The 20,174-nt window shown below is 61.6% G+C and carries 21 protein-coding genes; 13 read left to right on the top strand and 8 right to left on the bottom strand.

The features are described from left to right. Positions 1-41: 41 nt before the first annotated feature. The 3 genes from xylB to ABID12_RS07045 all read right to left on the bottom strand — a co-directional run bounded on the left by xylB (position 42) and on the right by ABID12_RS07045 (position 3,502). The gene (xylB, locus tag ABID12_RS07055; protein ID WP_354433639.1) at positions 42-1,499 is read right to left on the bottom strand and encodes a xylulokinase; all 1,458 of its coding nucleotides are present in this window, start codon (positions 1,497-1,499) and stop codon (positions 42-44) included. Positions 1,500-1,528: 29 nt separating this feature from the next. Further along, the gene (locus ABID12_RS07050) at positions 1,529-2,557 is read right to left on the bottom strand and encodes a LacI family DNA-binding transcriptional regulator (protein WP_354433638.1); all 1,029 of its coding nucleotides are present in this window, start codon (positions 2,555-2,557) and stop codon (positions 1,529-1,531) included. A gap of 183 nt (positions 2,558-2,740) precedes the next feature. Then, positions 2,741-3,502 carry a DeoR/GlpR family DNA-binding transcription regulator gene (locus tag ABID12_RS07045; RefSeq protein ID WP_106312098.1) on the bottom strand — a complete coding sequence of 254 codons (762 nt, stop codon included), beginning with the start codon at positions 3,500-3,502 and terminating at the stop codon, positions 2,741-2,743. A 225-nt stretch (positions 3,503-3,727) separates the two neighbouring features. On the opposite strand from ABID12_RS07045, the gene ABID12_RS07040 reads away from it, so the two are divergent. The 10 genes from ABID12_RS07040 (at position 3,728) to ABID12_RS06995 (ending at position 14,652) form a co-directional block, all read left to right on the top strand. Further along, the gene (locus ABID12_RS07040; protein ID WP_354433637.1) at positions 3,728-4,993 is read left to right on the top strand and encodes a hypothetical protein; all 1,266 of its coding nucleotides are present in this window, start codon (positions 3,728-3,730) and stop codon (positions 4,991-4,993) included. Between the two features lie 96 nt (positions 4,994-5,089). Beyond that, positions 5,090-6,331 carry a phosphate regulon sensor histidine kinase PhoR gene (phoR, locus tag ABID12_RS07035; protein ID WP_435528198.1) on the top strand — a complete coding sequence of 414 codons (1,242 nt, stop codon included), beginning with the start codon at positions 5,090-5,092 and terminating at the stop codon, positions 6,329-6,331. 158 nt (positions 6,332-6,489) lie between these two features. Then, positions 6,490-7,530: a substrate-binding domain-containing protein gene (locus ABID12_RS07030; protein ID WP_354433635.1), complete on the top strand. Its 1,041-nt coding sequence runs from the start codon at positions 6,490-6,492 to the stop codon at positions 7,528-7,530. Between the two features lie 104 nt (positions 7,531-7,634). Continuing rightward, the gene (gene pstC / locus ABID12_RS07025) at positions 7,635-9,122 is read left to right on the top strand and encodes a phosphate ABC transporter permease subunit PstC (RefSeq protein ID WP_354433634.1); all 1,488 of its coding nucleotides are present in this window, start codon (positions 7,635-7,637) and stop codon (positions 9,120-9,122) included. Beyond that, on the top strand, positions 9,119-10,447 hold the full coding sequence (gene pstA / locus ABID12_RS07020) for a phosphate ABC transporter permease PstA (protein ID WP_354433633.1): 1,329 nt from the start codon (positions 9,119-9,121) through the stop codon (positions 10,445-10,447). Before pstC ends, pstA begins: the two co-directional genes overlap by 4 nt. Before the next feature lie 3 nt (positions 10,448-10,450). Beyond that, complete coding sequence (pstB, locus tag ABID12_RS07015) at positions 10,451-11,257, top strand: phosphate ABC transporter ATP-binding protein PstB (RefSeq protein ID WP_435528187.1); 807 nt, start codon at positions 10,451-10,453, stop codon at positions 11,255-11,257. 40 nt (positions 11,258-11,297) lie between these two features. Continuing rightward, on the top strand, positions 11,298-12,011 hold the full coding sequence (phoU, locus tag ABID12_RS07010) for a phosphate signaling complex protein PhoU (protein ID WP_106312081.1): 714 nt from the start codon (positions 11,298-11,300) through the stop codon (positions 12,009-12,011). A 31-nt stretch (positions 12,012-12,042) separates the two neighbouring features. Beyond that, positions 12,043-12,726 (top strand): phosphate regulon transcriptional regulator PhoB, encoded by a 684-nt coding sequence (gene phoB, locus ABID12_RS07005; protein WP_106312078.1) that lies wholly within the window; start codon positions 12,043-12,045, stop codon positions 12,724-12,726. Positions 12,727-12,989: 263 nt separating this feature from the next. Further along, positions 12,990-13,685 carry an orotate phosphoribosyltransferase gene (locus tag ABID12_RS07000; RefSeq protein WP_106312075.1) on the top strand — a complete coding sequence of 232 codons (696 nt, stop codon included), beginning with the start codon at positions 12,990-12,992 and terminating at the stop codon, positions 13,683-13,685. Between the two features lie 40 nt (positions 13,686-13,725). Then, entirely contained in the window at positions 13,726-14,652 is a 927-nt protein-coding gene (locus tag ABID12_RS06995; RefSeq protein ID WP_354433632.1) for a carbohydrate kinase family protein, read from the top strand. Between the two features lie 42 nt (positions 14,653-14,694). Here the strand turns inward: ABID12_RS06995 and ABID12_RS06990 are convergent, their stop codons facing one another. Continuing rightward, positions 14,695-14,910 carry a helix-turn-helix domain-containing protein gene (locus ABID12_RS06990; RefSeq protein ID WP_354433631.1) on the bottom strand — a complete coding sequence of 72 codons (216 nt, stop codon included), beginning with the start codon at positions 14,908-14,910 and terminating at the stop codon, positions 14,695-14,697. A gap of 3 nt (positions 14,911-14,913) precedes the next feature. After that, positions 14,914-15,465 (bottom strand): DUF2975 domain-containing protein, encoded by a 552-nt coding sequence (locus tag ABID12_RS06985; protein WP_354433630.1) that lies wholly within the window; start codon positions 15,463-15,465, stop codon positions 14,914-14,916. Positions 15,466-15,645: 180 nt separating this feature from the next. Between ABID12_RS06985 and ABID12_RS06980 the strand changes: the two genes are divergently transcribed. Continuing rightward, positions 15,646-16,248 (top strand): hypothetical protein, encoded by a 603-nt coding sequence (locus tag ABID12_RS06980; protein ID WP_106312063.1) that lies wholly within the window; start codon positions 15,646-15,648, stop codon positions 16,246-16,248. A gap of 54 nt (positions 16,249-16,302) precedes the next feature. Here the strand turns inward: ABID12_RS06980 and ABID12_RS06975 are convergent, their stop codons facing one another. Beyond that, the gene (locus ABID12_RS06975) at positions 16,303-17,487 is read right to left on the bottom strand and encodes a GNAT family N-acetyltransferase (protein WP_354433629.1); all 1,185 of its coding nucleotides are present in this window, start codon (positions 17,485-17,487) and stop codon (positions 16,303-16,305) included. 264 nt (positions 17,488-17,751) lie between these two features. Here ABID12_RS06975 and ABID12_RS06970 point away from each other — a divergent pair, with 264 nt between their 5' ends. Continuing rightward, positions 17,752-18,147 carry a DUF2794 domain-containing protein gene (locus tag ABID12_RS06970; RefSeq protein ID WP_354433628.1) on the top strand — a complete coding sequence of 132 codons (396 nt, stop codon included), beginning with the start codon at positions 17,752-17,754 and terminating at the stop codon, positions 18,145-18,147. 6 nt (positions 18,148-18,153) lie between these two features. On the opposite strand, the gene ABID12_RS06965 is transcribed toward ABID12_RS06970, so the two are convergent. Together ABID12_RS06965 and ABID12_RS06960 are read right to left on the bottom strand one after the other, a co-directional pair. Beyond that, a complete protein-coding gene (locus tag ABID12_RS06965; RefSeq protein WP_354433627.1) occupies positions 18,154-18,687 on the bottom strand; it encodes a GNAT family N-acetyltransferase in 534 nt (177 codons plus the stop codon). 82 nt (positions 18,688-18,769) lie between these two features. Continuing rightward, positions 18,770-19,546: a Bax inhibitor-1/YccA family protein gene (locus ABID12_RS06960; protein WP_106312051.1), complete on the bottom strand. Its 777-nt coding sequence runs from the start codon at positions 19,544-19,546 to the stop codon at positions 18,770-18,772. A gap of 279 nt (positions 19,547-19,825) precedes the next feature. Here ABID12_RS06960 and ABID12_RS06955 point away from each other — a divergent pair, with 279 nt between their 5' ends. Further along, entirely contained in the window at positions 19,826-20,029 is a 204-nt protein-coding gene (locus tag ABID12_RS06955) for a YqaE/Pmp3 family membrane protein (RefSeq protein ID WP_354433626.1), read from the top strand. Positions 20,030-20,174 lie beyond the last annotated feature (145 nt).

Here is a 20,174-nt window from a genome sequence, read left to right as displayed (position 1 = left end):
GATTTCCGGACCCTGGACAATGCCAGCGCCCGGTCTGCGTATCAGTTTCCGGAAAGCGGTTTTATGGCCGGATACAGCGCCCGGTAACGCTGATAGGCCGCCTCGAAGGCAGCCGTGTGGGCTGTCTCCGGGTCAATGGTTTCCGCCGTTTCCGGCGGGGTGCAGATGCTGCGCGGATCGGCACCTGTGGCGGCGGCAAGCCCGAGGCGGGCCGCGCCGAACGCCGCACCGAAATCGCCGTCGGCGGGAATGTCGATTGGCAGGTTCAGCGTGGTGGCAATGCATTTCAGCCAGTAGCGCGAGCGCGAGCCGCCGCCGATGGCGGTAATGCGGGTCAGGTCCGTGCCGGCCGCCTTCAGCGCTTCCATGCTGTCGCGCAGCGCAAAGGTGACGCCTTCCATGACCGCGCGGGTCATGGCCGCACGGTCGCTTTCATGGGCAAGCCCGATGAAGGCGCCGCGGATGGCGGCGTCATTGTGCGGCGTGCGCTCACCGGAAAGGTAAGGCAGGAAGGTGACATCAGTGGGGGCGACCAGCGTGTCTCCGACTTCGGCCGTAAGCTCTGCCGGGCTCTTGTCGGTCACCTTCGCATACCAGTTCAGCGCATCGGTTGCCGACAGGATGACGCCCATCTGGTGCCACGTGGCGGGCAGGGCATGGCAGAAGGCGTGAACGGCGCTTTCGGGCTTCGGCAGGTAACGGTCATTGGCGGCAAACAGGACGCCCGACGTGCCGAGCGAAACGAAGGCAGCGCCATCGGCCACCGTGCCCATGCCGCAGGCAGAGGCCGCATTATCGCCCGCACCGCCGGCAATGACGACCGGGCCTGTCATGCCCCATTCGGAGGCAAGCGTCTGTTTCAGCGTGCCGCCGGGCTGCGAGCCTTCGACCAGCGCCGGCATCTGTTCGCGGCGAAGTTCGGTGGCGGCCAGAAGTTCATCCGACCAGTCGCGTTTGCCGGTATCGAGCCAGGACGTGCCGGCCGAATCCGACATTTCTGAAATATATTCGCCGGTCAGCCAGAAACGCAGGTAGTCCTTCGGCAGCAGAACCTTGGCGACCTTTGCAAAGATCTCCGGCTCGTTGTTCTTCACCCACACCAGTTTCGGCGCGGTAAAGCCCGGAAACACGATATTGCCGGTGATGGCGCGAAAGCGCGGATCGGCATCAAGGGCAGCAGCTTCCGCATAGGAGCGCGTGTCGTTCCACAGGATACAGGGGCGCAGGACATTGCCGCCGGCGTCAACCAGCGTTGCGCCGTGCATATGGCCGGAAAGGCCGATACCCTTCACCGCCGCAAGCTCTGCCGGATGGCGCTCGGCCAGACGGTCGACGGCAATCTTGCAGGCATCGATCCAGTCGGCGGGGTTCTGTTCCGACCAACCGTGATGAAGACGCTGAACGGTCAGCGGTGCGTCGGCGCTGGCGATGACGGTCTGGGCGTCGTCGATCAGCATGGCCTTGAGACCGGACGTTCCGAGGTCTAACCCGAGATACATGGTTGCTTCTCCCTTGTTTCTCCGCCTCTTCAGGGCAGATTGTCCTTGATGAAGATGTCGATGCGGATACGTTCCTGTGCGGCGATCACCGGAAGCCCGTCGGCCTTGGCCTTGAGCACGCGGATGGCGCTTCTCACTTCATGCCCGGCATCCTGATTGAGCACGACATCGAAGAGGCCGCTTTCCAGTGCTGCACGTGAATGGGGCGAAAGTTCGTGGGCGATGGTGACAACCTCACGGCCGTTTTCGCGCGCCTCTTCCAGCGCGGCAATCAGGCCGCGATTACCGGCGCCGAGGCTGTAAAGCCCGATCATGTCCGGATTTTCGGCAAGTGCCTTTGAAACCAGCTGGCGGGCCCGGGACGCATCGTCCCGGCCTTCCATCGGCGGCAGAATGGCAAGGCCGGGGAAATGCGCTTCCATGGCCTCGGAAAACGCGTCGAAGCGATTCTGGTGGTCGCGCACCGAAAGCGAGCCGGCCAGCACGCCGATAGTGCCCTTTTGCGGGCCCAGAAAGCGCCCGAGCAGTGTTGCCGCGGTGCGGCCGGCGGAAGGGTTGTCGACACCGGCATAATGGTCGCGCGTGCTGTCTTCCAGATCGGAAACGAGGGTGACGACCGGGATCCCCCGCTCGGTGAGCGAGCGGACCGCCGCGCGCACGGGATCGGCTTCGATGGCGACGAGGGCAATGCCGGCGGTCTCGCTCTCGCCAGCGGCAAGCAGAGCGTCGGCCAGGGCTTCGGCATCGAAAGCGGGTACGTCGACAATGGTGATCCGGGTGCGTTCGACCCGGCCACGGGCATCGGCCTGGATAACGGCCGAACGCAGCTCAGCCATGAAGGCATTGTCGTTGCACGGCAGAATGAAGGTGAAGGGATAGCTCCGGCCCTTGGCCAGATTGGCGGCCGCGACATCGCGCACATAGCCGAGCTTCTCGATCGCCTGTTCCACCTTGAGCCTGGTTTTTTCGCGCACGCCGGGGCGCGCGTTCATCACCCGGTCAACGGTGGCAAGGCTGACGCCGGCTTCGGCAGCAATGTCGTGTACGGTAGGGCGCATCTCGTCCGCCTGGTTTGTTTCGCTCCTCACCGGGGGCGGGCATTGCTGCCCGAAACCTTGTCCGGTCCTCGTTGGGCGGACTATAGCGTGAAAAATGATGTACGTAAATCAAAAAACATCCTTGTCATCCGAACCGGGTGATTACGGCGGCTTTCGGATGTGGACGGGTGCTGGCGGTGCGGGCTATCCGGCGACGACAACCCGCGTGTTCCAGGCGGTGCAGCGCGACGCCAGGTCGTGGGAGGGTTTGCGGTCGGTGAAGAAGGTGTCGATATCGGCAAGCGAAGCGATCCGCGCCGGCGCCGAGCGCGAAAACTTCGAATGATCGGCCACCAGAAAGGTGCGGCGCGCGCGTCTGATGGCCGTCTGGCTGACGCCGACTTCCATGATATCGAAGTCGAGCAGGTCGCCGTCATCATCCATCGCCGAACAGCCGATGATCGCCAGATCGAACTTGAACTGTTCCACGATCGTGTTGGCCAGCGTGCCGACGAGGCCGCCATCGGTGCGCCGTAGCTGTCCGCCGGCGACCACAATCCTGCAATCGGGATTGGCGACCAGCGTGTTGGCGACATTGAGGTTGTTGGTCACCACCAGAATGTCGCGATGGGCGAGCAGGGCGCGGGCGACGGCTTCCGTGGTCGTGCCGATATTCATGAAGATTGCGGCATTGTCCGGAATTTCGGCAGCACAGGCTGCCGCAATGGCCGCCTTTTCGTCGGTATAGAGCGCCCGCCGGTCATCATAACCGATATTGCTGGTGCCCGATGCCAGCACTGCGCCGCCGTGAACGCGGGTCAGTTTGCCGGCTTCGGAGAGCTTCAAAAGGTCGCGCCGGATGGTCTGCACGGTGACGCCCAGACGCGCGGCGGCGTCCTCGGCCACAATCCGGCCGTCCTCACGGGCGATCTGCATCAGGTCATCAAGGCGGAAAGTTTGCGACATGGATCCCTCGGGTCTCGTTCGCACGGATTATCGTGCGTCGGAATATCGCCCAAGGGAGACATTTTTCGCGAAGTTTTGCAACGCTTTGAAGTGCTGCGGCGTTGAAGCATCGTCGACCGGCACCATAACCGGTCAGGGTCGGACGCGCTATTTGGCCTTGATCAGCAGGGTGAAACACTGTCAATAGCGTTGAGAAAGCCTCGTGAAACGTAACGGGATGAAACTGTGAGCGGACTTGAACAAGCCATAAGAACAGCGCTGGAAAGCACTGACCGGGAGGATGCCAACCAGCGGGCACGGATCTATCAGTCCGCACGGCAGGCTCTTGAAGGCGGCCTTGCCAAGCAGGGCATTACCGACAGCAAGGCCGTCGCGCGCCAGCGCCACCGCCTCGACGAAATCATCACGGCGATAGAACGCGAGGAGGCGGAAGCCGCCCGCAAGGCCCGCGAGGCGCGGTCGCCGCGGCCGGTGGTCTTCGACGATCCCTTCGCCGTCGGTCGCGTGCCGGAAAGCCCGGCGGCGCCCGAACCGGACGCACCGCAGGAACCGTCTTTCGAGGACGCGCGCCCGGCAGAGCCGCAGATCGGCGATTTCGGCCTGCGTGCGGAACCGGAAGCGCATTTCGATTATCCCGAAAGTCCGGTTGTCTCGCCCGAACGGCGGGAGACGGATTTTACCGAGGCCGATTTTTCGGTTTCGACGCAAGACAGTACAGAAAGCGGCCATCTCGATTCCGGAGAGCTTTCGGCGATTGACGATCTGGCTGTTGCGGCAGAGGAGCGGCGGCCGGGCGGCGGCACACTCAAGGCGTCCGGCAAAAAGCGGCCGAAGAAAAACCGAAAGGCACACCGGGCGGAAAGGTCGGAGCGCCCCCCGCGCAAGCGCGGCCGGTTCGCCAGGTTGCTGATCTTTGTTATCGTTCTGGCATTTCTGGTGTTCGGCGGCTGGTGGGTGGTCAGCTCGAATTTCGCGCTTGACCCGGACAGCCTCGATACGGCTGTGCCCAATCCCGCGCCGCGTATCGAAGCTGAGGATTTCGAGGGGGCGTCGGGCTGGACCGGCCTTTTCCAGCCGGGCGCGGAGACCGGCTTTGCGGCAGGTTCTGCCGTGCAAGTCGACAATGTCACGGTTGATGGCGTGCCGGCCGTACAGATCGCAGCGCAGGCGGGCGGTGATGCCGGCGCCGTCAGCATCAACCTGCCGCCGGCCGTCAGGGAAATGCTGGAGAGCGGTCCGGTCCTGATCGAGGCAAGCGTGCTGGCGCCGGATGGCGGCGGACAATCGGTCGGCATCTATTGTGCCGATGGCACGATCGACGGCTGCCAGCGTCATCGTTTCACGCCGAGCGCCCACAGGGAAAGCCTCGTGATTCGGCTTGATCCGAGCCAGGGCGGGGTGTTGCCGACGCAGATGATGATTTCCAGCGATCTCACCGGGGGCGGAGCACCGCTGGACATCTTCGCCATTCGTGCGCGCGCGGCTGACTGAATGGTCGGCATTTTCGTGTGTTGATGAATATTCCTGTCACAAAAGGCGTATATGCAACACAACTTGCATAAGTTTTGAGGGAATCAGGTGGGCAGGCTGGAGCAGACGGTCAGAAGTATTGCGGTCCGCGCGCTGGCCGCGCGGCTTGTTCTGCTGGTGGCCGCCGCCACAGCCCTTGCCGCAGTCGGTTTCGGTTTCGCCCCGCCGGTTGCCGCCGTCGTCGGCTGGCTCGCCGTATCTGCGGCGGCGCTGGCATCGTGTTCGCCGGCCGGTGATGAACCGGAACCGCAGGAGCAGGAACGCGAACCGAGCGAGAATGCGGCTGATTTCGGCGATCTGCCGCGCTTCCTCGATGAGATCGACCTAGCCGTATATCTGCTTGCCGCAGACGGATCCGTGCTGTTCCAGAATCGTTCGGCCAGCAGCACGTTCGGCAGTTTTCCCCTCGGGTCGCATATTTCCGCCCGCATGCGCGCGCCGGGCGTGCTCGATATCATCCGCGACACGCTGGCCAACGGCCACACCAACCAGATTGAATATTCCGAACGGCTGCCCTCCGAGCGGGTCTACCTCGTGCGGGTTGCGCCGGTTGCCGGCGGCGCGGATGACACGCCGGTTTTTATGCTGGTGCTGCGCGATATTTCCGAGGCGCGGCGGATCGATCGCATGCGCTCCGACTTCGTCGCCAATGCCAGCCATGAGCTGCGCACGCCGCTTGCCTCGCTGCGCGGCTATATCGAAACCCTGCAGGGCCCGGCGAAAAACGATACCAAGGCGCAGGAGCGCTTTCTGCCGATCATGCTCGATCAGGCGACCCGCATGAGCCGGCTTGTCGATGACCTGATGTCGCTGTCGCGTCTGGAGGCCAAGGCCCATCTTTCGCCGGAGCAGCAGGTCACGCTCAATACGCTGCTTGAACATGTGCGTGACGGCTTGCTGCCGCTTGCCGAGGACCTGAACGTCGCGATCAATCTTTTCCTGCCGGAACAACAGGTCACGGTGAACGGCGACAATGACGAATTGCTGGAAGTGTTCGAGAACCTGATCGAAAATGCCTGCAAATACGGTGCCGAGGGTGGCCGGGTCGACGTTTATCTCAAGGCGCGGGAAGACGGGGCGGCGGAAGTCTCCGTCGTTGACTATGGTCCGGGCATTCCCGCCGAACACGTGCCGCGCCTGACGGAACGCTTCTACCGGGTTTCGGTGGCCGACAGCCGCTCGAAGAAGGGCACCGGGCTGGGGCTTGCGATCGTGAAACACATCCTCAGCCGCCATCGCTCGCGTCTGGTGGTCAAGTCTGCCGTCGGCAAGGGAACGACCTTTACCGTCCGTTTCTGACTGTTTAAAATATGATATAAAAAACAATAATTTGTACTGTCATAAAACTGAATCAAAAATGACATAAAACCGGGCCAGATCAATGCCGCCGGTTCGTGGCGGCCCCGCCCGGGCATCGATTGAAACGGTGCGGGCATGTAACCCGCAAGGGATGCGCCATGAAGTTTTTCATTCTGCCGGCTGTTGTGCTTTCCGCTGTGCTTCTCGCCATCGGGCCGGCCGAGGCGCGTGACCAGATCCAGATCGCCGGTTCATCGACCGTCCTGCCTTATGCCAAGATCGTTGCCGAGACCTTTGGCGAGATCTATCCCGACTACAAGACGCCGGTGGTGGAATCCGGCGGCTCTTCCGCCGGTCTGAAGGAATTTTGCCGGGGTGTCGGCCCGCGCACCATCGATATCGCCAATGCGTCGCGGCCGATCCGGCCGGGTGAGGTTGAAAACTGCGCGAAAAACGGTGTCACCGAGATCGCGGAAGTGGTTTTCGGCTATGACGGCATTGTCTTTGCCACCGATGCATCCATGCCGCAGATGGCGCTGACGCCGCTTGATCTCTACCGGGCGCTTGCCGCCGAACTGGTGATTGACGGCGCGCTGGTGAAAAACCCCTATACCCGCTGGTCCGAGATCGATCCCGCGTTGCCGGACACCGAAATCAAGGCTTATATTCCCGGAGAAAAGCACGGCACGCGCGAAGTCTTCGAGGAAAAGGTGCTGGCCGTCGGCTGCGCGGAAGCCGGCGCGCTGCCTTTTCTGACGGAGACCTTTGGCGAAAAACAGGGCGAAAACAAATGTATCGCCGTGCGCAGGGACGGGCGGGCGCCGGGGATCGACGGCGACTATACGGAGACGCTCGCCCGGGTGGTGGCCGACCGGACCGGTCTCGGGGTCTTCGGCCTGTCCTTTTACGACAACAATGCCGACAAGCTGAATGTGGCGACGATTTCCGGTGTCACGCCCTCGGTTAAAACCGTGGGGTCGGGCGAATATCCGGTATCGCGGCCGCTGTTCTTCTACGTCAAGATGGCGCATGTCGGGGCCATTCCGGGGTTGCGGGAATATGTTGCCTTTTTCCTGTCGGACGCCATGGCCGGTCCATACGGGCCGCTTGCCGAATATGGCCTTGTGCCGGCATCGGAGGAACAGCGCGCGGCGGTTCTTGCCGCATTCGAGGAAGCAACGGTTTCGCCTGAAGATTAGGGCAGGCGCTGCCGAAGACGGAATAAAACACCCGGCTGTGTCCATGTTTTTGAGGACCGCCGGAAACAAGGGTCCGGAAATCCCGGACGGTCTGGAACGACATAATGCATGTCTTTTTGATCATACTGGCGATTGTGGCCGGGCTTGGTATTGCCGGTTATTTCTCGGCAAGAGCCAAGGCTTATGCGCTTGCCGGAGAAAGCCTGAAACGGCTGAATTCGCGGCCGGCCCACCATGCAAGCTTCGTGGCAATGGCTGCAATCGTTCCGGCCGTGCTGTTGATGGCGGTGTGGATGGTGGTCAGTCCGCTGGTCATCGGCGCACAGATCCGCAGCGACTTTCCCGAAAGCGTGCAGGAGCAGCCGGCCGCGGCCCAGAGCCTCACCTATAATACGGTGATTTCCGTGGCCTATGGCCTGCGGCAGCTGCCGGAAGACGCCCGGGCGCGCGTCGATGAGGATGCGGGCGCGCTGCGCGCTGTCCTTGCTGCAAACGGCATTCCGCTTGCCGCTTCGCCCCGGCCTTTCGTGCTGTCTTCGGCCGAGCGGTTCAATGCGCTTTCCGCCGCATCGCGCGCGGCCATGGCCGTTGCGGCGCTGGCGATGGCGCTGATCTCGCTCGGCCTTGCTTATCGTGCGGTCAGGCCGTCTTTCCACGCGCGCAACCGCGTCGAACAGGCCGTGCTTGCAGCCCTTGTTCTCGCCTCGACCATCGCGATCCTGACAACGGTCGGCATCGTGCTGTCGATGCTGACGGAATCCCTGCGGTTCTTTTCCCAGGTGCCGCCGGCCGATTTCTTTTTCGGCACGGTCTGGGACCCGCGCTTTGCTGCCGCCGGTGAGAGCGGTGCAACCGGGCAGTTCGGGCTGATCCCGCTGCTTGCCGGTACGCTTTACATTTCCATCGTCGCCATGGCGGTTGCCGTCCCGATCGGGCTTTATGCGGCGATCTACATGTCGGAATATGCCGGGCCGAAACTGCGCGCGATCGCCAAGCCGCTGCTTGAAGTGCTGGCGGGCATTCCCACCATCGTCTACGGCTTCTTCGCCCTTGTCACGGTGGGGCCGCTGCTGCGTGACATTTCCGCAGAATTGAACGGGCTTTTTACCGGCAGCTATCGCAATTTCATCGAGGCGCAGTCGGTGCTGACGGCGGGCGTGGTCATGGGCATCATGCTGATCCCCTTCGTCTCCTCGCTGTCCGATGATATCATCAACGCGGTTCCCGACAGCCTGCGCAAGGGCTCGCTCGGCCTTGGCGCCACGCAGTCGGAGACCATCAAGCGCGTTGTGTTGCCGGCAGCGCTTCCCGGTGTTGTCGGCGCTCTGCTGTTGACGGCTTCGCGCGCCATCGGCGAGACCATGATCGTGGTTCTGGCCGCCGGCGTTGCCGCGCAGTTGCAGTTCAGCCCGCTGGAGCCGATGACGACGGTGACGGTCAAGATCGTCAACCAGCTGACCGGCGATCTGGAATTCAACACGCCGCAGACGCTCGTGGCCTTCGCCCTTGGCCTCACGCTGTTCGTGATCACACTCTGCCTCAATGTCTATGCGCTCTATATCGTGCGCAAATACCGGGAGCAGTACGCATGACCGAGACAGTCCGCACCGCGACCGGAACGGATGGAGGAAGCCGGGCGATTGCCGCAAGGCGCCGCAAGTCCCTCAAACGCCGGAACGCGGCCGAACGTCGTTTCCGCGTTTTCGGCCTGTTGGCGATTTGCGTGGGCATTTTCTTTCTGGGCGCGCTTTTGTTTTCCGTTGCCGGCAAGGGGTATACCGCGTTTCAGCAGACGACCATCACCCTGCCGGTTACCTTCGAAGCCTCGGTGATCGATCCCGATGGCGCGCGCGATGAAAACCCGCGGCTGCTGTTGACGGCCGATTATCCGCAACTGGTGCGCCAGGCGCTTGCCCGCACGCTCGCCATCAATCCCGCAAACGGCCCTGAAATGCGCGCGGCGATGCGGATGATCTCCCGCAGCAGCCGGGTGGAGCTGCGCGATGTGGTGCTGAAAGACCCCTCCGTCATCGGAAAGACCGTCGATGTACGGCTTCTGGCTGCCGCCGATATCGATTCCGCCAACAAGGGCCAGATCGACCTTTCCGTGCCGGAAACAAGCCGCCGGGTTTCCGACCGGCAATTGCAGTGGATGGAGGAGTTGAAGGCCGAGGGACGGCTGAACAAGTCCTTCAACACCGGCTTTTTCACCCATGGCGCATCCAGCCGGCCGGAAGCCGCCGGGATCGGCGTGGCCTTTGTCGGCACGCTTTACATGATGGGCGTGGTCCTGCTTCTGGCACTGCCGATCGGCGTGGCCTCGGCGATTTATCTTGAGGAATTTGCGCCGAAGAACCGGTTCACCGACCTTATCGAGGTCAACATCAACAATCTGGCGGCCGTGCCCTCCATCGTGTTCGGCCTTCTGGGGCTTGCGGTGTTCATCGGCTTCCTCGGCCTGCCGCGTTCGGCTTCGCTGGTCGGCGGGCTGGTGCTGACGCTGATGACGCTGCCGACGATCATCATCGCGACGCGGGCAGCTCTCAAGGCGGTGCCGCCCTCGATCCGCTCGGCGGCGCTGGGGGTCGGGGCTTCGAAAATGCAGGCGGTGTTCCATCATGTCCTGCCACTGGCCATGCCGGGAATTCTGACGGGAACGATCATCGGTCTTGCCCAGGCGCTGGGCGAAACCGCGCCGCTGCTTCTGATCGGCATGGTCGCCTTCGTGGCCGATTATCCGGCGGGCCCGCTTGACCCGGCAACAGCGCTTCCAGTGCAGATCTACATGTGGGCGGGCGAGGCCGAACGCGCCTTTGTCGAGCGCACCTCTGCCGCCATTATCGTGCTTCTGGCATTCCTGATCTTCATGAATGTCACGGCGGTGATACTGCGCCGCCGTTTCGAAAGGCGCTGGTAGGCGATGGATGAATATGACCGCAAAAAGGCTTGGAAAAAGACGATGAGCGAAAACACATACAAGATGGCCGGTCAGGCGGTGTCCGTCTATTACGGGCAGAAGCGCGCGCTGTTCGATGTCAGCCTCAACATTCGCGAGAACGCCGTCACGGCGCTGATCGGCCCGTCGGGCTGCGGCAAGTCGACCTTTCTGCGCACGCTCAACCGGATGAACGACACGATCGACAATTGCCGGGTGACCGGCACGGTCACGCTCGACGGCGAGGATGTTTACACCTCCGGGATCGATGTGGTGGAACTGCGCGCGCGCGTGGGCATGGTGTTCCAGAATCCCAACCCGTTCCCGAAGTCGATCTACGAGAATGTCGCCTACGGGCCGCGTATCCACGGTCTTGCCCGCCACCGCACGGAATTCGACCAGATCGTCGAGACCAGCCTGATCAAGGCGGGTCTGTTCAATGAGGTCAAGGATCGCCTGCACGAGCCTGGCACCAGTCTTTCCGGCGGTCAGCAGCAGCGGCTTTGCATTGCCCGCGCCATTGCGGTGAGCCCGGAAGTGATCCTGATGGACGAACCCTGTTCGGCGCTCGACCCGATCGCAACGGCCCGCGTCGAGGAGCTGATTTCCGACCTCAGGGAGAACTACACCATCGTGATGGTGACGCACTCCATGCAGCAGGCCGCGCGGGTTTCCGAACGCACGGCGATGTTCCACCTCGGCCATATGGTCGAGGAGAACGATACCGATACGATTTTCACCAATCCCGCGGACCAGCGGACCCAGGATTACATCATGGGACGTTTCGGCTGAGGGGCGGCTGCCGCACGCTCAAGCCAGGAAAGGAAAGAACATGGCCCCCTCGCATATCTCGACGGCATTCGATGACGAGCTGAAATACCTCCAGCGCCGCATTTCCGAAATGGGCGGCCTGGCCGAAGAAATGGTCAGCGAATCGGTCTCCGCCCTCGTCAACACCGATACCGAGCTTGCCGAAAAGGTGATCGCCGACGATCTGGCGCTTGACGAAGCGGAGCGCGAGATCGGCGAGAAGGCAATCGTCACAATTGCCCGGCGCCAGCCGGTGGCTGCGGACCTGCGCGAAATCATGGGCGCCATCCGCATCGCCGCCGACCTCGAACGCGTCGGCGATATGGCCAAGAACACCGCCAAACGGGTGATCTCGGTGCAGGGCACCGGCGTGCCACGCAAGCTGGCCCACGGCATCGAGCATCTGTGCGAACTGGCGCTCCTGCAATTGAAGGAAGTGCTCGATGCCTACACCACGCGCCAGGCCGACAAGGCGAGTTCGATCCGCGAGCGTGATGACGAGATCGACGCGATCTATACCTCGTTGTTCCGCGAGCTTTTGACCTACATGATGGAAGATCCGCGCAATATCACCACCTGCACGCATCTTCTGTTCTGCGCCAAGAACATCGAGCGCATCGGCGATCATGCCACCAACATCGCCGAGATGATTTACTACATCGCGACAGGCGCCCAGCCGCAGGGAGAACGTCCGAAGGACGACAATTCCCCTGCCGTCGGTTCCGATGATGTCTGAAGCCATTTGAGACGAGGGAGATATCAGCCCAATGGTGCCGAAGATAGCAGTTGTTGAAGACGAGGAAGCGCTCAGCGTTCTGCTGCGCTACAATCTCGAGGCCGAAGGCTATGAGGTCGAGACCATCATGCGCGGCGATGAGGCCGAAATCCGGCTGCAGGAGCGGGTCCCCGACCTTCTTCTGCTCGACTGGATGCTGCCGGGGGTGTCGGGCATCGAGCTTTGTCGCCGCCTTCGAATGCGGCCGGAAACCGAACGCCTGCCGATCATCATGCTGACGGCGCGCGGTGAGGAGAGCGAACGGGTGCGCGGGCTTGCGATCGGCGCCGACGACTATGTCGTCAAACCGTTTTCCACGCCGGAACTGATGGCGCGTGTGAAAGCGATCCTGCGCCGCGCCCGTCCGGAAGTGCTCTCCAGCGTGCTGAAATGCGGCGATATCGAGCTTGATCGCGAAACCCACCGGGTTCACCGCAAGGCGCGTGAAGTGCGGCTTGGCCCGACGGAATTCCGGCTTCTGGAATTCCTGATGACGTCTCCGGGGCGGGTGTTTTCCCGCGCGCAGCTTCTCGACGGTGTCTGGGGGCATGATATCTATGTGGATGAGCGCACCGTCGACGTGCATGTCGGCCGGCTGAGGAAGGCGCTCAATTTCTCGCAGATGCCGGATGTGATCCGCACCGTGCGCGGAGCCGGATATTCGATGGAAGTCTAGAGCAGCGGCAAAAAGTTTTTTAAACGATTTAATATCCGTCATTGCGGCCATCCGGCGTTCCGCTATGGTGGCGGGTATGCCATTCGGCATGATGAAATATACCGGCTCCGATTGATTTTTCGGCCCCGACAGTTCAACTCAGGGCCGGAACGGAAACGGCCGCCCCGGCGGCGGCGTGCGCCGACAGATTGTGTCTTGCAAGAGAGTGTCACTCCCGCACCCTGCAAGGTCGTGACGGCGCAAAGACAAAGAGGATTGTTGAGATGAGCAGAGCAAGTTTTGCCGACCCCGCAGTGATGGGCGAACTGATGGCCCGCATGCTGTGGGAAATCGGCGCCGTCCATTTTTCCCCGGATGAGCCCTACAAGCTTGCTTCCGGTCTGGTCAGTCCGGTCTATATCGACTGCCGGCAGCTGATTTCCTATCCGCGCATCCGCTCCACGCTGATGGATTTTGCCGCGGCCAAGGTGCTGCGTGATGCCGGTTTCGAGAAATTCGACTGCGTCGCCGGCGGTGAAACGGCGGGCATTCCCTTTGCCGCATTCCTCGCCGATCGCCTGGAACTGCCGATGATCTATGTGCGCAAGAAGCCGAAGGGCTATGGCAAGAACGCCCAGATCGAAGGGCATCTGGAAGCCGGGGCGCGGGTTCTGGTGATCGAGGACCTGACCACGGCAGGCGGCTCCATGTTCAACTTCATCAATGCCATCCGCGCTGCCGGCGGACTGGTGGAACACGGCATGGCTCTGTTCTATTATGATATTTTCGAACAGGCCGAGAAACGTTTCCGGGAAGGGTGCGTTGAGCTTCATTACCTGGCGACATGGCAGAACGTTCTTGCGGTCGCACGCGAGGAAGAGCTGGCCGACAAGGCAACGCTTGATGCCGTCGGCGCGTTTCTCGATCATCCGATGGAATGGTCGCGGGCCCGCGGCGGCCTTGAGGAACTGATCGTCTAGGCCGGGACGACAGGCGCGGGAACAAAAACGGGAGAAGAGAATGATTTTATGCTGTGGTGAAGCCCTGATCGATATGCTGCCGCGTCAGACCGACAAGGGTGAACCGGCATTTGCGCCCTATGCCGGCGGTGCCGTGTGCAACACGGCGGTCGCGCTTTCCAGGCTTGGCCGACCGACCGGGTTCTTCTCCGGCATATCGTCCGACCTGATGGGCGATATCATTCGCGAGAAACTCGACGCGTCGAAGGTCGATCATTCCTATGTTGCCGTTTCCGACCGGCCGACGACGCTCGCCTTTGTCAAGCTGGTCAACGGCTCGGCAAGCTATGCCTTTTACGATGAGAATACGGCCGGCCGGATGATTACCGAGGATGACCTGCCCGCAATCGGCGAAGACTGCGCGGCCATGCATTTCGGCGCGATCAGCCTGATCCCCGAACCCTGCGGTTCCACCTATGAAGCGCTTTTGATGCGCGAGGCCGAAGCCCGCGTGATCTCGCTCGACCCGAATATCCGTCCGACATTTATTACCGATCCCGCGGGTCACCGTGCCCGGATCGAGCGCATGGCGGCCAAATCGGACATCGTGAAATTCTCCGACGAGGATCTGGACTGGTTCGGTCTCGCAGGTTCGCTCGATGACAAGGCCCGCCACTGGATTACGGCCGGCGCAAGCCTTGTCGTCATCACCTGCGGCGCGGACGGGGCGATCGGCTATACCGCCGAACACAAGGTCGAGGTGCCAAGTGAAAAGGTCGAAGTGGTCGACACCGTCGGTGCCGGCGATACGTTCGACGCCGGTATCCTGGCATCGCTCGATATCGCCGGGTTGCTGACCAAGGAGAAGGTCAAAACGCTGTCGCCGGAGGCAATCGCGGATGCCCTGGCGCTGGGCGCAAAGGCCGCTGCCGTCACCGTCTCCCGCGCCGGCGCCAACCCGCCTTATGCCCACGAAATCGGGCTTTGATCTGCCGCCCGGGGCAATTGCGACCCCGAGCGGGGATAAGGATCAGCCGGGTTCGTCCGGCTGATACTCCAGAATGTCACCGGGCTGGCAATCGAGCGCGCGGCATATCTTTTCAAGCGTTTCGAACCGTACGCCCTTGACCTTGCCCGAGCGCAGCAGCGAGATGTTCTGCTCGGTGATGCCGACATGTTCGGCAAGGGTTTTCGCCCGCATCTTGCGGCGGGCGAGCATGACATCGAGATTGACAATGATCGGCATGGGTCAGACGAAACGCTCATAATCTTCATTCATCGATGTCGCGAGCACCATGACATGCCCCATCACGAAGAGAAGTCCCGCGAGCAGAAACAGCATCAGTTGGTCGCTGCCGAGACCGACTGAAAGCGTGCGGCTGCCCGGCGGATTGGCGAGTGTCGCCAGAAGTGTCGCCACGGGTGTGAGAAAAAGGCTGGCGACAGCGCCGGCAAGCGCAATCAGGCCAGCGCGACGCAAAAGTGCGGCAACCGCATGGGAAAATGGCGTTTCGTGTTGAAGCCGGTCGAACAATTGCCAGACGGTCTGCAGCCCGAAAAACGCCAGCCCGGCGAACATCACCGTAAGGGCGGCAAGCGCCAGTCCCGTCGCCGGTGTGAGCGTTGCGGCAACGGAGAGGTCGAGCGCATCCGTCAGAAAGGCCGAAATCCTGTCCTGCCCGGCAAGGGCCGTCCAGCCGGCGTAGGCCAGGCCGGCCACAAGCCCGGCCTGAATGATCCGGGTCAGGGTTTTCATGCGGCCGCATAGCCGCGAAAGGGCGGGAGAGTTGGTCGGGGTCATCGAAGTGCCTCTTATATTACAATATAAAATTATCGTAAAACAATAATTATTAATGTCAAGCAGGGTATGACGCATGCACGGCGTGTTTTCGTCCGCGCCTGTTGCGCCATCGGCCACAAGCAGCGGCTGACTCTTTACCGGCCCTTAAGCTATCCCCGATAGGATGAATGATTATTAACCATGTTTGTGACCCGCCCGATCATGCCCATGCCAATCTTCAAGACACTCCTGGCTGCTTCCGGTCTCGCCCTGCTTTCGGCCTGTTCGCTCAATTTCCTGTCGGGCGCCAAGCCGACGACCATTCCGTCGCCGATCGCGGCCAATCCCGCGTCGCTCAGGATTGCGGTGCTGGCGCCGGAGGAGATGAAGCTGCCGACGAACGAGATTGTACTGACGGTTTACCAGAAATCCGGCGCCGGCGAGATCAGTCACGATTATACGCTGGTGAGCGCGAATGCCGCTGCGGAGGAAGCCGACGTGGCAAAGTTCCGCAAGCCCGGTCAGCACCTGACGGTGCTGCGGCTTTCGCCCGCCGATGCTCTGGCGCTCAGGGATCAGCAGGAGCAGATGGCGGCCGCCCGCCAGGCCGGCGGCGCCAAACCCGGCTTTTCGGTTGATCTCGATGCCGCCTGCTGGAACGGCCCCATGGTCGCGCCGGTCGTGCCGCTCGACGTTCTGATCGAGGCCGGCGACGACGATGGTTTCCATCCGCTGCTTCAGAATATCGACATTTTCGCGCTGATGAACCGGCCCGAGGAATCGCGGCTGAAAAGCTGCTCCTGACCCCGGGTCAGGGCCATGGCAGCCGCTGCCAGCTGTTTTCGCAATGCAATACTGTTATTCGGTTTGATGTCCGGGGTACTGCGTCCCGGCGTCTTCATAGGTTGCGGCCACGCTGTCGAGCGCGCGCTCCATGCCGGGGCGCAATGCTACGAGCAGGCTTGCATAACCCTCGTCCACCGGCCAGAACCGCTCCGCAAGAAACGGACCGGCTGCGGGCGCAACACGGGTTATGGCGATATTGGCATCGCGCAGGTTCCATTGCGTCAGACGCATGATCAGCTGCTCGTCGATTGCCTTGTCGCTCATGTCGGGCCGGACCATGACCTGCCAGACCCAGGCCTCGCTGCGATGAAGCGGCTGGAGCGCGGCTGCAATCATCTGTCCGTCAATATAAAGCGCATGCAGCCTGATCCGGTCGCGCTCGGAAAGCAGTCTGACGGCGGGAAAACATGCCGCGCACCGGCTGGTGTGCTCGTCGGTGTCGCAGAGCAGTGAAAGCTCTTCTAGCGCTGCGGAAATTTCGGCGGGGTTGCGGGCAACGTGGTAGGTGATCCTGCCCTTCTTCTGCAGGTTTTCCCATTTTTCGAGATTGGCCTGCCAGGCTTCGCGGTCTGCGTGGGAAAGCCCGCTGGTCGGGTCGATCCGCCCGGACAATGCGTGGCCGCGCCATGCGCCTGCAACCCGGAAGGCAAGCCCGCGCGCAGCAGCGACCGCGCGCGCTGAACGCATGAAAGCGCCGTCAGCCAGAAGCCCGGGAAAGGCAATCACGCCCGGCAGATTGGCAAGAGAGCCCGCCAGAGCTTCGAACAGCTGGTCAAGCGTTGCCATCGGGCGGTGGCGCGAGATCAGCGGGGCGTGATAGCCACCGGGTGCTGCCGACGCGACAAGGTGTGAATTCGCGCCGGCAACCGAAAACCCCATCAGCGCGGCAAGATGGCCGGCCCCGGCCGCAACGGCGCTGTCTTCGATCAGCGCCAGTCGCGTCTGTGCATCGGCCCTGCCAGAGGGACCGGTCAGAAATGGCAATGTCTGGAAGGGATTTGGTTCAACGGCCTGATCGCCCAGCCGCTCCATGGTGTGTTCCAGCTCCCCCGGAGCATCGGAGAAGATGGAAAATTCGCCGCCGCTTCTCAGTTCCAGGCGAAGATCGGGCACGGTCTTGCCGGGGCGTACCACCGACAGTTTCGATTTCAGCCGGGCAGGGGGTCTTGGTCCGAGGTCCTTGCGGATGATGCTCATCGATCCGCCGCCTTTCGCCCGTCAGCACGGCACGAAATGGCCGGGCGCATTTCCAACGCACCGGACGTCAGCGGTTTTGGGATGCCTGAACACATGGATACGCACTACTGGAACTGATCGAAAACCCTTGCCGAATTGATAAGCCGTTTGGGTTAACAAATTATTGGCCCGCCATGGTGAAACGGGTGAAAGCGCGCCCTTGCAATTCTCGCTGAAGCGGGCAGACTGTCATTTATCTGTAATCAGGATGCGAGGCGGGAAAGCATGGTGCAAAAGCCGGATACGCAACGCAAGCAAGAGACGGACGGCAGCAATGTCGTCGAAATCGCCCAGTTCAGACCCGGCCAGAAGGCCGAGCCATTGCCCGTCACATTCCACCGGCGTGAACTCGACGCGATCCTCTGGGTCTATGGCAGAATGGTGGGCGACGGCGAGTGGCGCGACTACGCCCTCGATCACATGAAGGACAAGGCGGTCTTTTCCGTTTTCAAGCGCTCCGGCGAAATGCCGCTCTACCGGATCGAGAAGAACCCGAAACTGGCGTCCAAGCAGGGCGCCTTCAGCGTCACCAATACCGCCGGCATGGTGCTGAAACGCGGCCACGATCTGCGTCAGGTGCTCAAGGTCTTCGACCGCAAGCTGAAACTCGTCGAGAAATAGGCCGGATCAGAGCGAAAGCGGCAGCGGATCGGAGGCATTGCCTTCGCCAAGCGGGCGCTGCATGAACACCGTGTCGAGCCATTGTCCGTGTTTGAAACCGGTACCGGTCAACCGGCCGGCATCGGTGAAACCGCATGTCCTGTGCAGCGCGATCGAGGCCGGGCTTGCACCACCGATGACGGCAACCATCTGCCGGAAGCCGCGCGTTTCGCATTCTTCCACCAGGGTTTGAAGCAGCAGTTTGCCGACGCCTCTGCCACGCGCCCGGGGGTCGATATAGACGGAATCCTCCACAAGCCAGCGATAGGCCGGGCGGGTGCGAAACGCGCCTGCATAGGCATAGCCCAGCAAACTGTCCGCCTCCACGGCGGCTATATAGGGAAAACCGCCGGCCATGGTCGCGTCCATCCGGGCGCGCATCTCGGCAGGCGCCGCCGGTTCAAGCTCATAGCTGGCGGTGCCGTTCAACACGCTTTCCGCATAGATCTCGGTGATGGTGGTGATGTCGTCGGATGTGGCGGGGCGGATCGTGATGGACATGGGCAAGCGGCCGGCTAAAGGGGTTTGGGCATGAAAAAGGCGGCCCCGGAAGGCCGCCTCGATCGATTGAATTTCTGCGATATCAGTTCCGGTTGCCCAGCAGACGCAGGAGGAACAGGAACATGTTGATGAAGTCGAGGTAGAGCGTCAGGGCGCCCATGACGGCCTTGCGGCCGGCAACGACTTCACCGTCGCCTTCATAATACATTTCCTTGAGCTTCTGCGTATCCCAGGCGGTCAGGCCGGCAAAGACGAGAACGCCGATGACGGAGACAGCGAAGCTGAGTGCGCTCGACTGCAGGAAGATGTTGACCACCATGGCAATCAGGATGCCGAACAGGCCGATGACCATGAACGAGCCCATTGCCGAAAGATCGCGCTTGGTGGTGTAGCCGTAAAGCGACAGGGCACCGAAGGACGCGGCGGTGATGAAGAAGGTCTGTACGATGCTGGCCGTCGTGTACATGATGAAGATCGACGACAGCGACAGGCCCGTCAGGGCGGCATAGACCCAGAAGGACGTGCGCGCAGCCGAAACGCTCATCTTGTTAACGCGGAAAGCCAGAAAGAAGAATGCGATCAGCGGTGCGAACATGATCAGCCACTTGAGCGGCGTTCCGTAAACGGCGGCGCCGACGCTGGTCAGCAGAATGCCGTTGGGAAGCTGCGCAACGGCAGCGGCCTGATCAGTGGTGGTTGCAAGCGTGCTCAGCCCGAAAGCGAGTGCGCCCGTAATCACCAGGCCAAGCGCCATCAGGTTGTAGATGTTGAGCATGTAGGTGCGCAGGCCCTGATCGATTTCAGCACTCGCGTGCGCTCCCGCCTGCGCGCGGTTCTGATAGTTACGAAGATCAGCCATCAATTTCCTCTTAGAAAAGCCCCTCGTTGATCACGGTGTCGGGAAAATGCGGCATACGCAAAACCCAGGCGCCGCTGGGGGGCTCCAGCAAGCCTGACGATAATATGATAGGTTCGGCAATAGGATACAAGGCATGGTGGCCCGAAAAGCGACAGGCGTTCCTCAAAATTTCGTAAGAATCGGGCCTCGCATCTCCAAAAACGACGGCGCCTGCACCATGTAGCAGAAAATCGTCCGGCCCCTTGATGCGCAGGACAGGCTCAAAGAGAGGACACTTTCATGCGTTATTTCATTGCCGTCATTCTGCCGTGGCTTTCGTTTTTCACCATCGGCAAGCCGATTTCAGGCATTATCTGCCTGATCCTCCAGCTCACGCTGATCGGCTGGCCGGTCGCGGCTTTGTGGGCGCTTTTCGCGGTGCAGAATTATCACGCCGACCGCCGCAACGAAGAACTGATGGAAACCCTGCGCCGCGACAGATAGCCGCGCAGGAATACCGACAGGCTTTTTGAGGTAGTCGGTCATCCATCCCACGGCGTCATGCTCGGACTGGATCCGAGCATCCATTTCGTTCAAGTCTTTGAAACAAAGAACTCTTTCACTACGTCACGTCGTGTCGCTCTGGATC

It is taken from the genome of Martelella mangrovi (assembly GCF_040545495.1).
Taxonomy (GTDB): domain Bacteria; phylum Pseudomonadota; class Alphaproteobacteria; order Rhizobiales; family Rhizobiaceae; genus Martelella; species Martelella mangrovi.
Note: the sequence above shows the minus strand (reverse complement) of the source record. Positions and strands in the feature narration are given on the sequence as shown.

Bases quoted from the DNA above. Each gene is read 5' to 3' on its own strand.
- xylB (WP_354433639.1), bottom strand. From the start codon at position 1,499: ATGTATCTCGGGTTAGACCTCGGAACGTCCGGTCTCAAGGCCATGCTG.
- ABID12_RS07050 (WP_354433638.1), bottom strand. From the start codon at position 2,557: ATGCGCCCTACCGTACACGACATTGCTGCCGAAGCCGGCGTCAGCCTT.
- ABID12_RS07045 (WP_106312098.1), bottom strand. From the start codon at position 3,502: ATGTCGCAAACTTTCCGCCTTGATGACCTGATGCAGATCGCCCGTGAG.
- ABID12_RS07030 (WP_354433635.1), top strand. From the start codon at position 6,490: ATGAAGTTTTTCATTCTGCCGGCTGTTGTGCTTTCCGCTGTGCTTCTC.
- pstC (WP_354433634.1), top strand. From the start codon at position 7,635: ATGCATGTCTTTTTGATCATACTGGCGATTGTGGCCGGGCTTGGTATT.
- pstA (WP_354433633.1), top strand. From the start codon at position 9,119: ATGACCGAGACAGTCCGCACCGCGACCGGAACGGATGGAGGAAGCCGG.
- pstB (WP_435528187.1), top strand. From the start codon at position 10,451: ATGGATGAATATGACCGCAAAAAGGCTTGGAAAAAGACGATGAGCGAA.
- phoU (WP_106312081.1), top strand. From the start codon at position 11,298: ATGGCCCCCTCGCATATCTCGACGGCATTCGATGACGAGCTGAAATAC.
- phoB (WP_106312078.1), top strand. From the start codon at position 12,043: ATGGTGCCGAAGATAGCAGTTGTTGAAGACGAGGAAGCGCTCAGCGTT.
- ABID12_RS07000 (WP_106312075.1), top strand. From the start codon at position 12,990: ATGAGCAGAGCAAGTTTTGCCGACCCCGCAGTGATGGGCGAACTGATG.
- ABID12_RS06995 (WP_354433632.1), top strand. From the start codon at position 13,726: ATGATTTTATGCTGTGGTGAAGCCCTGATCGATATGCTGCCGCGTCAG.
- ABID12_RS06990 (WP_354433631.1), bottom strand. From the start codon at position 14,910: ATGCCGATCATTGTCAATCTCGATGTCATGCTCGCCCGCCGCAAGATG.
- ABID12_RS06985 (WP_354433630.1), bottom strand. From the start codon at position 15,465: ATGACCCCGACCAACTCTCCCGCCCTTTCGCGGCTATGCGGCCGCATG.
- ABID12_RS06980 (WP_106312063.1), top strand. From the start codon at position 15,646: ATGTTTGTGACCCGCCCGATCATGCCCATGCCAATCTTCAAGACACTC.
- ABID12_RS06975 (WP_354433629.1), bottom strand. From the start codon at position 17,487: ATGAGCATCATCCGCAAGGACCTCGGACCAAGACCCCCTGCCCGGCTG.
- ABID12_RS06970 (WP_354433628.1), top strand. From the start codon at position 17,752: ATGGTGCAAAAGCCGGATACGCAACGCAAGCAAGAGACGGACGGCAGC.
- ABID12_RS06965 (WP_354433627.1), bottom strand. From the start codon at position 18,687: ATGTCCATCACGATCCGCCCCGCCACATCCGACGACATCACCACCATC.
- ABID12_RS06960 (WP_106312051.1), bottom strand. From the start codon at position 19,546: ATGGCTGATCTTCGTAACTATCAGAACCGCGCGCAGGCGGGAGCGCAC.
- ABID12_RS06955 (WP_354433626.1), top strand. From the start codon at position 19,826: ATGCGTTATTTCATTGCCGTCATTCTGCCGTGGCTTTCGTTTTTCACC.